12 protein-coding genes are annotated in these 13,610 nt (G+C 72.8%); all 12 read left to right on the top strand.

Going from position 1 to position 13,610, the window contains the following annotated elements; translation table 11 throughout:
- The first annotated feature begins 14 nt into the window (after nt 1-14).
- Nucleotides 15-1,178 (top strand): NAD(P)/FAD-dependent oxidoreductase, encoded by a 1,164-nt coding sequence (locus ACQZOG_RS13190; protein ID WP_430741510.1) that lies wholly within the window; start codon nt 15-17, stop codon nt 1,176-1,178.
- Nucleotides 1,175-1,468 (top strand): (2Fe-2S)-binding protein, encoded by a 294-nt coding sequence (locus tag ACQZOG_RS13195; protein ID WP_033277946.1) that lies wholly within the window; start codon nt 1,175-1,177, stop codon nt 1,466-1,468. Before ACQZOG_RS13190 ends, ACQZOG_RS13195 begins: the two co-directional genes overlap by 4 nt.
- Nucleotides 1,458-2,852: an NAD(P)/FAD-dependent oxidoreductase gene (locus tag ACQZOG_RS13200; RefSeq protein ID WP_430741511.1), complete on the top strand. Its 1,395-nt coding sequence runs from the start codon at nt 1,458-1,460 to the stop codon at nt 2,850-2,852. Before ACQZOG_RS13195 ends, ACQZOG_RS13200 begins: the two co-directional genes overlap by 11 nt.
- A complete protein-coding gene (locus ACQZOG_RS13205; protein WP_430741512.1) occupies nt 2,849-3,739 on the top strand; it encodes a dihydrodipicolinate synthase family protein in 891 nt (296 codons plus the stop codon). The genes ACQZOG_RS13200 and ACQZOG_RS13205 overlap by 4 nt, the downstream gene beginning before the upstream one ends.
- A gap of 12 nt (nt 3,740-3,751) precedes the next feature.
- A complete protein-coding gene (locus ACQZOG_RS13210; protein ID WP_193456779.1) occupies nt 3,752-4,753 on the top strand; it encodes a proline racemase family protein in 1,002 nt (333 codons plus the stop codon).
- Nucleotides 4,750-5,418 carry a GntR family transcriptional regulator gene (locus ACQZOG_RS13215; protein WP_203549729.1) on the top strand — a complete coding sequence of 223 codons (669 nt, stop codon included), beginning with the start codon at nt 4,750-4,752 and terminating at the stop codon, nt 5,416-5,418. Before ACQZOG_RS13210 ends, ACQZOG_RS13215 begins: the two co-directional genes overlap by 4 nt.
- Nucleotides 5,419-5,476: 58 nt before the next feature.
- Nucleotides 5,477-6,475: a LacI family DNA-binding transcriptional regulator gene (locus ACQZOG_RS13220; protein ID WP_230229515.1), complete on the top strand. Its 999-nt coding sequence runs from the start codon at nt 5,477-5,479 to the stop codon at nt 6,473-6,475.
- 136 nt (nt 6,476-6,611) lie between these two features.
- Complete coding sequence (locus tag ACQZOG_RS13225) at nt 6,612-7,955, top strand: ABC transporter substrate-binding protein (protein WP_037642792.1); 1,344 nt, start codon at nt 6,612-6,614, stop codon at nt 7,953-7,955.
- A 2-nt stretch (nt 7,956-7,957) separates the two neighbouring features.
- Nucleotides 7,958-8,908 (top strand): carbohydrate ABC transporter permease, encoded by a 951-nt coding sequence (locus tag ACQZOG_RS13230; RefSeq protein WP_033277952.1) that lies wholly within the window; start codon nt 7,958-7,960, stop codon nt 8,906-8,908.
- Complete coding sequence (locus tag ACQZOG_RS13235; RefSeq protein ID WP_033277953.1) at nt 8,905-9,771, top strand: carbohydrate ABC transporter permease; 867 nt, start codon at nt 8,905-8,907, stop codon at nt 9,769-9,771. The genes ACQZOG_RS13230 and ACQZOG_RS13235 overlap by 4 nt, the downstream gene beginning before the upstream one ends.
- Nucleotides 9,772-9,808: 37 nt before the next feature.
- A complete protein-coding gene (locus ACQZOG_RS13240) occupies nt 9,809-11,386 on the top strand; it encodes a glycoside hydrolase family 13 protein (protein WP_430741513.1) in 1,578 nt (525 codons plus the stop codon).
- Between the two features lie 47 nt (nt 11,387-11,433).
- Nucleotides 11,434-13,602 carry a discoidin domain-containing protein gene (locus ACQZOG_RS13245; protein WP_387759862.1) on the top strand — a complete coding sequence of 723 codons (2,169 nt, stop codon included), beginning with the start codon at nt 11,434-11,436 and terminating at the stop codon, nt 13,600-13,602.
- Nucleotides 13,603-13,610: the final 8 nt, after the last annotated feature.

The raw sequence follows: 13,610 nt of genomic DNA on the forward strand, positions 1-13,610 counted from the left end.
GACATAGTACCGGCGTGAGCGAGTCGCTGACCTGCGATGTCGTGGTGGTGGGCGCCGGGATGACGGGCGCCGCCTGCGCCTTGTACGCGGCTCGCGCGGGGCTCGACGTCACCGTCGTGGACCGCGGCCCCGTGGCCGGCGGGACGACCGGCGCGGGGGAGGGGAACCTCCTCGTCTCCGACAAGGCGCCCGGACCCGAGCTCGACCTGGCCCTGCTGTCCCTGCGGCTGTGGGCGGAACTCGCCGCCCTCCACGGCCCGGACGTCGAGTACGACGCCAAGGGCGGCCTGGTCGTCGCGGAGACCCCGGAGGCGTACGACGGGCTGCGGGCGTTCGCCGACGCCCAGCGCGCGGCCGGGGTGACCGCCGAACCCGTGCCCGCCGACCGCCTCCACGACGTCGAACCGCGCCTCGCGCCCGGCCTCCCGGGCGGGGTGCGCTATCCGCAGGACGCCCAGGTGATGCCCGCCCTCGCGGCGGCGCACCTGCTGAAGGCCTCCGGCGCCCGTCTCCTCACCGGCCGCGAGGTGACCCGCGTCCTGCGCGCCCGCGACGGCGCCGTGCGCGGCGTCCGCACCCCGCGCGGCGACGTCCACACCCCCGCGGTCGTCAACGCGGCCGGCACCTGGGGCGGCGAACTCGCCTCCCGCGCCGACGTGTTCCTGCCGGTCATGCCCAGGCGGGGCTTCGTCCTCGTCACCGAGCCGCTGCCGCCCCGCATCCGGCACAAGGTGTACGCCGCCGACTACGTCGCCGACGTCGCGGGCGACACGGCGGACCTGCTGACCTCCCCGGTGGTGGAGGGGACGGCCGCCGGACCGGTCCTCATCGGCGCCAGCCGCGAACGCGTCGGCTTCGACCGCTCCTTGTCCCTGCCGGCCGTACGGGCGCTGGCGGCCGGGGCGACCCGGCTGTTCCCGTTCCTGTCCGACGTGCGGGCCCTGCGCACGTACGCCGGTTTCCGGCCCTACCTGCCCGACCACCTTCCGGCGATCGGCCCCGACCCGCGGGCGCCGGGGCTGTTCCACGCCTGCGGCCACGAGGGCGCCGGCATCGGACTGGCTCCGGGCACGGGGCTGCTGATCACGCAGGCGCTCACCGGGAGGACGCCCGAGCTGGACCTCGCGCCCTTCCGGCCCGACCGCTTCCCCCGCCCGGCGACGGAGGCCGCACCATGAGAACTCCCGAAGACGGCGGCACAGGGCGCGCGTTCGAGGTCACCTTCGACGGGCGGCCGGTCGAGGCGCTGCCCGGGCGGACGGTCGCCGCCGTGCTGTGGGCGGCCGGCGTCACCTCCTGGCGCACCACCAGGGACGGCGGACGTCCCCGCGGGGTGTTCTGCGGCATCGGCGTCTGCTTCGACTGCCTCGTCACCGTCAACGACCGCCCCAACCAGCGGGCCTGTCTGGTCCCGGCGCGCCCTGGGGACGTCATCCGCACCCAGGAGGGCACCGGTCATGAGAACTGAGCTCGCGGTGATCGGCGCAGGCCCCGCGGGGATCGCCGCGGCTCTCGCGGCGGCGCGGCGCGGCATCCGGGTGACGCTGGTCGACGCGGCGCCCGCGCCCGGCGGACAGTACTTCCGGCAGCCCGCGCCCGGCCTGGGAGAGAGCGTCCCGCAGCGCGGCGGACGCACCTGGACCCGGCTGCGCGACGCCCTCGCCGCGAGCCCCGTCGACGTACGGCCGGAGCACCACGTCTGGTGCGTGGAGCGGGAGTCCGGAGGGCTGACGGTCCACGCGCTGCTCGGGCCCGAGCAGCGGGCATCCGTCGAGCTGTGCGCCGACGCCGTGCTGCTGGCCACCGGCGGGTACGAGACGGTCCTGCCGTTCCCCGGCTGGACCCTGCCGGGCGTCGTCACGGCGGGCGGCGCGCAGGCCCTGCTCAAGGGCGGCCTCGTCACACCGGGCGGCACGGTCGTCGTCGCCGGCACCGGGCCGCTGCTGCTGCCCGTGGCCACCGGACTCGCGGCGGCGGGCGTCCGCGTCGCCGCGCTCGTCGAGTCCACCCACCCCGCCCGCCTGCCGCGCCACGCCCGCGCCCTGGCCGGCAAGCTGCCCGAGGCGGCCGGGTACGCGGCGCGCCTTCTGCGCCACCGGGTCCCGGTGCTGACCCGGCACACCGTGGTCCGCGCCCACGGGAAGGACCGGCTGACCGGCGTCACCGTCGCCGCCCTCGACGCGCGGGGCCGCGTCCGGCCCGCCACCGAGCGGCTGCTGCCGTGCGACGCCCTCGCGGTCGGACACGGCATGCTGCCGCACACCGACCTCGCGGAGAGCCTCGGCTGCCGGCTCGACGGCCACGCCGTCGCCGTCGACGCCGAACAGCGCACCGACGTACCGGGGGTGTGGGCGGCCGGGGAGGCCACGGGCGTCGGCGGCGCGGCACTCGCGCTGGCCGAGGGGCACATCGCGGGACGCTCGGTCGCGGCCCGCCTGCGCGGCACGACACCCGACCCGGACGCCTGGGCGCCGGCCGCCCGGGTCCGCGCCCAGGGGCGTACGGCCGCGGCGGCCCTGCACGCCCTGCACGGCCCGCCCGCCCACTGGGGCGAGGGCGTTCCGGACGACACGGTGATCTGCCGCTGCGAGGAGGTCACCGCGGGCGCCGTCCGCGAGGCCCTCGCCCTCGGCGCCGGCGACACCCGCACGGTCAAGCTGCTCACCCGCGCGGGCATGGGCTGGTGCCAGGGCCGCATGTGCGCACCCGGCGTGGCAGCCGTCACCGGATCCCCGCCCGCACCGGCCCGCCGCCCCTTCGCCCGCCCGGTCCCCCTGGGCGTCCTGGCGGCACAGCACCACCGGACCACCTCGCCCGAGCACCGTCCGCGCCCCGAGGAAGGATCCCCATGACCGGTCACCGCCCCTGGCGAGGAGTCCTCGTCGCCACCGCGCTGCCCCTGCGCGACGATCTGACCGTCGACCTCGACCGGTACGCCGAACACTGTTCGTGGCTCATGGCGAACGGGTGCGACGGGGTCGTGCCCAACGGGTCCCTGGGGGAGTACCAGGTGCTCAGCCCCGAGGAGCGGGCCCGCGTCGTCGAGACGGCCGTGGCCGCCGTCGGCGGGGAGCGGGTGATGCCCGGGGTCGCCGCCTACGGGTCCGCCGAGGCGCGCCGCTGGGCCGAGCAGGCCGCCGAGGCCGGATGCCGGGCGGTGATGCTGCTGCCGCCCAACGCCTACCGCGCCGACGAGCGGTCCGTCCTCGCCCACTACGCCGAGGTCGCCCGCACCGGGCTGCCCGTCGTCGCGTACAACAACCCGATCGACACCAAGGTCGACCTGGTGCCGGAGCTGCTCGCCCGGCTGCACAGGGAGGGGTACGTACAAGCCGTCAAGGAGTTCTCCGGGGACGTGCGCCGCGCCTACCGGATCGCCGAGCTCGCGCCCGGGCTGGACCTGCTGGCGGGCGCCGACGACGTACTGCTGGAGCTCGCCGTCGCCGGGGCGAAGGGCTGGATCGCCGGGTACCCCAACGCGTTGCCCCGCTCCTGCGCGGAGCTGTACCGCGCAGCGACCGGCGGGGACCTCGCCACCGCGCTGCCGCTGTACCGGCAGCTGCACCCCCTGCTGCGCTGGGACTCGCGCGTGGAGTTCGTGCAGGCCATCAAGCTGTCCATGGACGTCGTGGGACGCCACGGCGGGCCTTGCCGTCCGCCGCGCGTCCCGCTGGACGCGGAGCAGGAGGCGGCCGTCCGCGCCGCCACCGAGAAGGCCGTCGCGGCCGGACTGGCGTAGAGAGGCGGGGAGATGCGCAGCTCACTGGTCCTGCACGCCGTCGACTCGCACACCGAGGGCATGCCCACCCGTGTGATCACCGGCGGTGTCGGCGTCATCCCGGGCGCCACGATGAACGAACGACGCCTGTGGTTCCGTGAACACCGGGACCACGTCAAGCAGTTGCTGATGAACGAGCCACGCGGCCACGCCGCGATGAGCGGCGCGATCCTCCAGCCGCCGACCCGGCCCGACTGCGACTGGGGCGTCGTCTACATCGAGGTGTCCGGCTACCTGCCGATGTGCGGGCACGGCACCATCGGCGTGGCGACCGTGCTGGTGGAGACGGGCATGGTCGAGGTCGTCGAGCCGGTCACCACCGTGCGCCTGGACACCCCCGCCGGGCTCGTCGTCGCCGAGGTGGAGGTCGCGGACGGCTCCGCCACCGCCGTGACCCTGCGCAACGTGCCGTCCTTCGCCGTCGCCCTGGACCGCGAGGCGACCCTGCCCGACGGGCGCACGGTCACCTACGACCTGGCGTACGGCGGGAACTTCTACGCCGTCCTGCCGCTGGAGCAGTTCGGACTGCCCTTCGACCGGTCCCGCAAGGACGACATCCTCGCGGCCGGGCTGTCCCTCATGGAGGCGGTCAACGCCGAGGGGGAACCGGTGCATCCGGAGGACCCGTCCATCCACGGATGCCACCACGTGCAGCTCACCGCGCCCGGCTCCACCGCCCGGCACTCGCGGCACGCGATGGTGATCCACCCCGGCTGGTTCGACCGCTCCCCGTGCGGCACCGGCACCAGCGCCCGCATGGCCCAGCTGCACGCCCGCGGCGAACTCCCCCTCCACACGGAGTTCGTCAACGAGTCCTTCATCGGCACCCGCTTCACCGGACGCCTGCTCGGCACCACCGAGGTGGCCGGGCGCCCCGCCGTACTGCCCAGCTTCACCGGACGCGCCTGGATCACGGGCACCGCGCAGTACCTGCTGGACCCGACGGACCCCTTCCCCGCGGGGTTCGTCCTGTGACCGCCGGCGGTCCCGCCCTGCCCGCCCTCGGCGGACGCGGCCCCAGCTACCGGGAGCGGGTGGCGGACGCCCTGCGGGCCGCGCTGATCGCCGGTGAACTGCGGCCCGGCGAGGTGTACTCGGCGCCGGGGCTCGCGGCCCGCTTCGGCGTCTCCGCCACGCCCGTGCGCGAGGCGCTGCTCGACCTCGCCAAGGAGGGACTGGTCGACGCCGTCCCCAACAAGGGATACCGGGTCACCGCCGTCTCCGAGCGGCAACTCGACGAGTACACGCACGTACGCGCCCTGATCGAGATCCCGACCACGGCCGCGCTGGCCGCCACGGCCGACCCGGCCCCGCTCGCCGCCCTCCGCCCGGTCGCCGAGGAGATCGTCGCCGCCGCCGCGGCCGGAGACCTCATCGCGTACGTCGACGCCGACCGGCGCTTCCACCTCGGACTGCTGGCGCTCGCCGGGAACGCCCATCTCGTCGAGGTGGTCCGGGACCTGCGCCACCGCTCCCGGCTGTACGGGCTGACCGCGCTGGCGGAGCAAGGGCGGCTGCGGGCGTCGGCGGAGGAGCACCTCGAACTCCTCGACGCGCTGCTCGCCCGGGATACCGAGACCGTACGCGCGGTGATGACCCGTCACCTCGGTCATGTCAGGGGTCTGTGGGCAGCGCCCTGACCCCTGATCTTGCGCGATTATGCAAGCTGTTTGCGTATCTTGCGCTACGCTTGCGGTCATGACGCGACGACTTGCTGTGGTGGCGAAGAAGGTCGGGGTCAGCGAGGCCACGGTCAGCCGGGTGCTCAACGGCAAGCCGGGAGTCTCCGAGGCGACCCGGCAGGCGGTGCTCTCCGCCCTCGACGTCCTCGGTTACGAGCGGCCCACCCAGCTGCGCGGCGAGCGCGCCCGGCTGGTCGGCCTGGTCCTGCCCGAGCTGCAGAACCCGATCTTCCCCGCCTTCGCCGAGGTCATCGGCGGCGCGCTCGCCCAGCTCGGCCTCACCCCGGTGCTGTGCACCCAGACCCGCGGCGGGGTCTCCGAGGCGGACTACGTCACCCTGCTGCTGCAGCAGCAGGTGTCCGGCGTGGTGTTCGCCGGCGGTCTGTACGCCCAGGCCGACGCGCCGCACGACCACTACCGGCAGCTCGCCGAGCGCAACATCCCCGTCGTCCTCGTCAACGCGGCCATCGAGCACCTCGGTTTCCCCGCCGTGTCGTGCGACGACGCCGTGGCCGTGGAGCAGGCCTGGCGTCATCTCGCCTCCCTCGGGCACGAACGCATCGGCCTGGTGCTCGGCCCCGGCGACCACATGCCGTCGGCCCGCAAGCTGGCGGCCGCGCGGGCCGTGGCCGGCGAGGTGCCCGACGAGCACGTCGCCCGCGCCATGTTCTCCATCGAGGGCGGCCACGCCGCGGCCACCCGGCTCATCGAGCGGGGCGTCACCGGTTTCATCTGTGCCAGCGACCCCCTCGCCCTCGGCGTCGTGCGCGCCGCCCGGCGGAAGGGACTCGACGTCCCCGGCCAGATCTCCGTCGTCGGATACGACGACTCCGCGCTGATGAACTGCACCGAACCGCCGCTCACGACCGTGCGCCAGCCCATCGAGGCCATGGGCAAGGCCGTGGTGGAGCTGCTCAACGCGCAGATCAGCGGCAGCACGGTGGCCCCCGAAGAGCTGTTGTTCGAACCGGAGTTGGTGGTGCGCGGCTCGACCGGGCAGGCGCCACGCGGCTGACCCGCCGTCAACTGTCGAATAATTTCAAATTCTGCGCGACATCTTGCGGACCGATGTCGTCGGTGCTTGAGTGTGCCCCGCCCACCGCTCCTGTTCCGAGGGGTTCACTCGCTCCTGTCCCGTAAGGGGTCCACCGATGAGAAGCACCGGGATCCGCCGTACCCTCGTCGCGCTCGGCGTCGGCGCCCTCGCGCTGACGGCCTGCGGCTCGGACGGCGACGACGCCGCCGACGGCACGACACGCATCACCGTCAACTGCATGCCGCCCAAGAGCGCCAAGGTCGACCGCCAGTTCTTCGAGGACGAGATCGCCGCCTTCGAGAAGAAGAACCCGGACATCGACGTCGTCCCGCACGACGCGTTCCCCTGCCAGGACCCCAAGACGTTCGACGCCAAGCTCGCCGGCGGGCAGATGGAGGACGTCTTCTACACGTACTTCACCGACGCCCGCCACGTCGTCGACATCAACCAGGCGGCCGACCTCACCCCGTACGTCAAGGAACTCAAGAGCTACGACACCATCCAGCAGCAGCTCCGCGACATCTACACCGTCGACGGCAAGATCTACGGCATCCCCCGCACCGGCTACTCCATGGGCCTGATCTACAACCGGGACCTGTTCGAGAAGGCCGGCCTCGACCCCGACACCCCGCCCGCCACCTGGGACGAGGTCCGCACAGCCGCCAAGAGGATCGCCGCGCTCGGCGACGGCGTCGTCGGATACGCCGACTACAGCGCCCAGAACCAGGGCGGCTGGCACTTCACCGCCGAGCTGTACTCCCAGGGCGGCGACGTGGTGAGCGCCGACGGCAAGAACGCCACCGTCGACACCCCCGAGGGCCGCGCAGTCCTCCGGACCCTCCACGACATGCGGTGGAAGGACGAGTCGATGGGCAGCAAGCAGCTGCTCGTCATCAACGACGCCCAGCAGATGATGGGCTCCGGCAAGCTCGGCATGTACCTCGCCGCCCCCGACAACATCCCGATCCTGGTGAAGGAGAAGGGCGCCGAGTACGAGAACATCGCCATCGCCCCCATGCCCGGCGGCAAGGCCACCCTCGTCGGCGGCGACGGCTACATGTTCAGCAAGAAGGCCACCCCCGAGCAGATCCGCGCCGGCCTCAAGTGGCTCGACCACATGTTCCTCACCCCCGGTGACGGCTTCCTCGGCGACTACGCCCGCGCCAAGCGGAACGACGCCCCCGTCGGCCTGCCCGAGCCGCGTCTGTTCACCGGCGCCGCCGACGCCAAGGACCAGCAGGTCAAGGAGGCCAACGCCAACGTCCCGGTGGAGAACTACCAGGCCTTCCTCGACGGCAACCAGAAGCTCGAGATGAAGATCGAGCCGCCGCACGCCCAGCAGCTCTACTCCGTCCTCGACGGCGTCGTCTCCGCCGTCCTCACCAAGGAGGACGCCGACATCGACCAACTGCTGAAGGACGCCTCCGGCAAGATCGACGGCATCCTCTCCCGGAGCTGACGGTGACGAAGACGGTCGAACGGCCGCCCGCCGCGCGGGTCCGTCCGGTGAAGGCGCCGTCCCCGGCGGGGGACCGGAGGCGGCGCCGCCTCACCGACCACCTGCGCGCGTACGGCTTCCTCCTCGGCGGGCTGATCTGCTTCGCCCTGTTCTCCTGGTACCCCGCGATCCGCGCCGTCGTGATCGCCTTCCAGAAGTACACGCCCGGCTCCGACCCCGAATGGGTCGGCACCGCCAACTTCACCCGCGTCTGGCAGGACCCCGAGTTCGCCGCCGCCTGGCGCAACACGCTCACCTTCACCCTGCTCGCCCTGCTGATCGGCTTCGCGATCCCCTTCGTGCTGGCCCTCGTGCTCAACGAACTGAGCCACGCCAAGGCGTTCTTCCGGGTCGTCGTCTACCTGCCGGTGATGATCCCGCCCGTGGTCAGCGCCCTGCTGTGGAAGTGGTTCTACGACCCGGGCGCCGGCCTCGCCAACGAGGCGCTGCGCCTGCTCCACCTGCCGACCTCCAACTGGTCCAACGGCGCCGACACGGCCCTGGTGTCCCTGGTGATCGTCGCCACCTGGGCCAACATGGGCGGCACCGTGCTCATCTACCTCGCCGCGCTCCAGTCCATCCCCGGCGAGCTGTACGAGGCCGCCGAACTCGACGGGGCGAACCTGCTCCAGCGCGTCCGGCACGTCACGGTCCCGCAGACCCGGTTCGTGATCCTCATGCTGATGCTGCTGCAGATCATCGCCACCATGCAGGTGTTCACCGAACCGTTCGTGATCACCGGGGGCGGCCCGGAGAACGCCACCGTGACCGTCCTCTACCTCATCTACAAGTACGCCTTCCTCTACAACGACTTCGGAGGCGCCTGCGCGCTCAGCGTCATGCTGCTCGCCCTGCTCGGCGCGTTCTCCGCCGTCTACCTCCGCCTCACCCGCTCCGGAGAGGAGGCCGCATGAGCGCCGGCGTCCGCACCCTCGTCTCCCCTGCCGTCCTGGCCCGCCCCCGCGGCCGGGCCGTCTACTGGACCGTATTCACCGGCGTCGTCCTGCTGTTCACGCTGGCGTTCCTGTTCCCCGTGTACTGGATGGTCACGGGCGCGATGAAGTCACCGGACGAGGTGGCCCGCACCCCGCCCACCCTCGTTCCCGAAAGCTGGAGCACCGCCGGATACGCCGACGCCTGGGAGCTGATGCAACTCCCCACGCACCTGTGGAACACCGTGGTGCAGGCGGCCGGCGCCTGGATCTTCCAGCTCGTGTTCTGCACGGCCGCCGCCTACGCCCTGTCCAGACTCCGCCCGGCCTTCGGCGCCCTGATCCTCGGCGGGATCCTCGCCACCCTGATGGTCCCCGCCCAGGCCCTCGTCGTACCGAAATACCTCACCGTCGCGGACCTCGGACTGCTCAACGACCCGCTCGCCATCTGGCTGCCGGCCGTCGCCAACGCCTTCAACCTGTACCTGCTCAAGCGGTTCTTCGACCAACTGCCCAGGGACGTCCTGGAGGCCGCCGAGATCGACGGCGCGGGGAAGCTGCGCACCCTGTGGTCGATCGTCCTGCCCATGTCCCGCCCGGTGCTCGGCGTGGTGTCGATCTTCGCGCTGGTCGCCGTCTGGCAGGACTTCCTCTGGCCGCTGATGGTGTTCTCCGACACCGACAAGCAGCCCATCAGCGTGGCGCTCGTGCAGCTGTCGCAGAACATCCAGCTCACCGTGCTGATCGCCGCCATGGTGATCGCCAGCATCCCCATGGTCGCGCTGTTCCTCGTCTTCCAGCGGCACATCATCGCCGGGATCAGCGCGGGCAGCACCAAGGGCTGACACCGGACCTCCGTCCACAGAAGAGAAAGGCACCCACGTGGGACAGCCCACCCCTGCCACCGACGACGGCTGGTGGCGCTCCGCCGTCATCTACCAGGTGTACGTCCGCAGCTTCGCCGACGGCGACGGCGACGGCACCGGCGACCTGGCCGGCGTCCGCGCCCGCCTGCCGTACCTCGCCGACCTGGGCGTCGACGCGCTGTGGTTCAACCCCTGGTACCGCTCCCCGATGAAGGACGGCGGCTACGACGTCGCCGACTACCGCGCGATCGACCCCGCCTTCGGCACTCTGGCCGAGGCGGAGAAGCTCATCGCCGAGGCACGGGAGGCGGGCATCCGCACCATCGTCGACATCGTGCCCAACCACGTCTCCGACCAGCACCCCTGGTTCCGCGCGGCCCTCGCGGGCGGCCCCGAACGGGAACTGTTCCACTTCCGTCCCGGCCGCGGTGAGCACGGCGAACTGCCGCCCAACGACTGGCGGTCCGAGTTCGGCGGCCCCGCCTGGACCCGCCTCCCGGACGGCGACTGGTACCTGCACCTCTTCGCCCCCGAACAGCCCGACCTCAACTGGGCGCACCCCGCCGTCCGTCAGGAGCACGAGGACATCCTGCGCTTCTGGTTCGAGCGGGGCGTCGCCGGCGTCCGCATCGACTCCGCGGCCCTGCTCGCCAAGGACCCCGAGCTGCCCGACTTCACCGAGGGCCGCGACCCGCACCCCTACGTCGACCGCGACGAACTCCACGACGTCTACCGCGCCTGGCGGGCCGTCGCCGACGAGTACGGCGCCGTCTTCGTCGGCGAGGTCTGGCTCCCCGACACCGAACGCTTCGCCCGCTACCTGCGCCCCGACGAACTGCACACCGCCTTCAACTTCTCCTTCATGTCCTGCCCCTGGGACGCCGCACGGCTGCGCGCCTCCATCGACGAGACGCTCGCCGAGCACGCCCCGATCGGCGCCCCCGCCACCTGGGTGCTGTGCAACCACGACGTCACCCGCACGGTCACCCGCTACGGCCGCGCCGACACCGGTTTCGACTTCGCCACCAAGGCTTTCGGCACCCCCACCGACCTGGCCCTGGGCACCCGCCGGGCCCGCGCGGCGGCCCTGCTGTCCCTCGCCCTGCCCGGCGCGGTGTACGTCTACCAGGGCGAGGAGCTGGGACTGCCCGAGGCGGACGTCCCGCTGGACCGCATCGAGGACCCGATGCACGCCCGCTCCGGCGGCACCGACCCCGGCCGCGACGGATGCAGGGTCCCGCTGCCCTGGTCGGCCGGCGAGCCGCACGCGGGGTTCGGCGGCGAGCCCTGGCTGCCGCAGCCCGACGGCTGGGCCGCCTACGCGGCCGATCTGCAGGCCGAGGACCCCGGCTCCATGCTCCGCCTCTACCGCGAGGCGATCAGGCTGCGGCCCGTGTTCGGCGACGGCCCGCTGACCTGGCTGCCCGCACCGGACGGCGTCCTCGCCTTCGCCCGCGCCGACGCCCTGTGCGTGGTCAACCTCTCCGACAAGCCCGTCGACCTTCCCGCCCACTCCGCGCTGCTCCTGGCCGGCGGCCCCCTCGACACCGCCGGGCGGCTGCCCCACGACACCGCGGTCTGGCTGCGCGCCTGAGCCGCGGCCCGTCTGTTCCCGCACCCCCACACGAAGGGACCAGCACCATGACCACCCCCCGCACGACCGGAAGGAGCGTGCCGGCGGCGGCCACCGCCGTCGCCCTCGCCGCCGGCCTGCTCGTCGCCGTCGCCCCGGCACCCGCCCACGCCGCGGCCGGCGCCACCCTCCCGTTCACCTCCGTCGAGGCCGAGTCCGCCGCCCACACGGGCACCCGCATCGGCCCGGACCACACCCAGGGCACCCTCGCCTCCGAGGCGTCCGGCCGCCAGGCGGTGCGCCTGAACGCGGGTCAGCGCGTGGAGTTCACCGTGCCGCGCGCCGCCAATGCCGTCACCGTGGCGTACAGCGTCCCCGACGGCCGGTCCGGCTCGCTCGACGTGTACGTCAACGGGCAGCGGCTCGACCGGACCCTGCCCGTCACCTCCAAGTACAGCTACGTGGACACCCCGTGGATCCCGGGCGCCCGCACCCACCACCTCTACGCCAACGCGCGCATGCTGCTCGGCCGGGACGTCCGGGCGGGCGACACCGTCGCCCTCCAGGCCACCGACGTCCAGGTGACCGTCGACGTCGTCGACTTCGAGCAGGCGCCCGGCGCCGCCACCCGCCCTTCCGGTTCCGTCTCCGTGACCGACAAGGGCGCCGACCCCACCGGGCAGGGCGACTCCACCCAGGCGTTCCGCGAGGCCGTCGCAGCCGCCCAGGGCGGGACCGTGTGGATACCGCCGGGGGAGTACCGGCTCACCTCGTCCCTGAACGGCGTCCAGAACGTCACCCTCCAGGGCGCCGGCCACTGGCACTCGGTGGTGCGCACCTCCCGCTTCATCGACCAGACGGCCTCCGCCGGCAACGTGCACATCAAGGACTTCGCCGTGATCGGCGAAGTCACGGAACGCGTCGACTCCAGCCCCGACAACTTCGTCAACGGCTCACTCGGCCCGGACTCCACCGTCTCCGGCATGTGGCTCCAGCACCTCAAGGTGGGGCTCTGGCTCACCGGGAACAACGACAACCTGGTCGTCGAGAACAGCCGCTTCCTCGACATGACCGCCGACGGCCTCAACCTCAACGGCAACGCCCGCGGGGTGAAGGTCCGCAACAACTTCCTGCGCAACCAGGGCGACGACGCCCTCGCCATGTGGTCGCTCAACGCGCCCGACGTGAACAGCGTCTTCGAGAACAACACGATCACCCAGCCGAACCTCGCCAACGGCATCGCCATCTACGGCGGCACCGACATCACCGTCCGGAACAACCTGATCGCCGACACCAACGCCCTCGGCAGCGGCATCGCCATCTCCAACCAGAAGTTCCTCGACCCGTTCCACCCGCTGTCCGGCACCATCACCGTGGACGGCAACACCCTGGTCCGCACGGGCGCGATGAACCCCAACTGGAACCACCCGATGGGCGCCCTGCGCGTCGACTCGTACGACAGCGCCATCGACGCGCAGGTGCGGATCACCAACACCACGATCACCGACAGCCCGTACAGCGCCTTCGAGTTCGTCTCCGGCGGCGGGCGAGGCCTCGCGGCCCGGAACATCACCGTCGACGGCGCCACCGTGAACCGGGTCGGGACCGTCGTCGTCCAGGCGGAGACCCAGGGCGCGGCCACCTTCCGGAACGTCACCGCGACGGGCGTGGGCTCGGCCGGCATCTACAACTGCCCGTACCCGGCCGGCTCCGGCACCTTCACGGTCACCGACGGCGGCGGCAACTCCGGCTGGGACAGCGCGTGGTCGGACTGCTCCACCTGGCCCGAGCCCGGCGAGGGCGAACCCCAGCCCGACCCGGACCGGAACCTGGCCCTGAACCGCCCGGCCACCGCCACCGGCTCGCAGGACGTGTACACCCCGGGCAAGGCGGTCGACGGCGACCCGAACACCTACTGGGAGTCGGCCAACCACGCCTTCCCGCAGACCCTGACGGTCGACCTGGGCGCCACCCGCGACGTGCGCCGGGTGGTGCTGAAGCTGCCGCCGCAGGCCGCGTGGCAGGCCCGTACCCAGACGCTGTCCGTGCAGGGCAGCACCGACGGCTCCGCGTACACGACGCTGGCCGCGGCCCGGGAGCACCGCTTCGACCCGGCGACCGGCAACACGGTGACCGTCCCGGTCGACGGCACCCTGCGTCATCTGCGGCTGCACGTCACCGGCAACACCGGCTGGCCGGCCGCCCAGTTCGGCGAGGTGGAGGTGTACGGGTCCTGACCTCGGGG

Source organism: Streptomyces sp. P13-3-3 (genome assembly GCF_050571355.1).
GTDB classification, from domain to species: domain Bacteria; phylum Actinomycetota; class Actinomycetes; order Streptomycetales; family Streptomycetaceae; genus Streptomyces; species Streptomyces althioticus.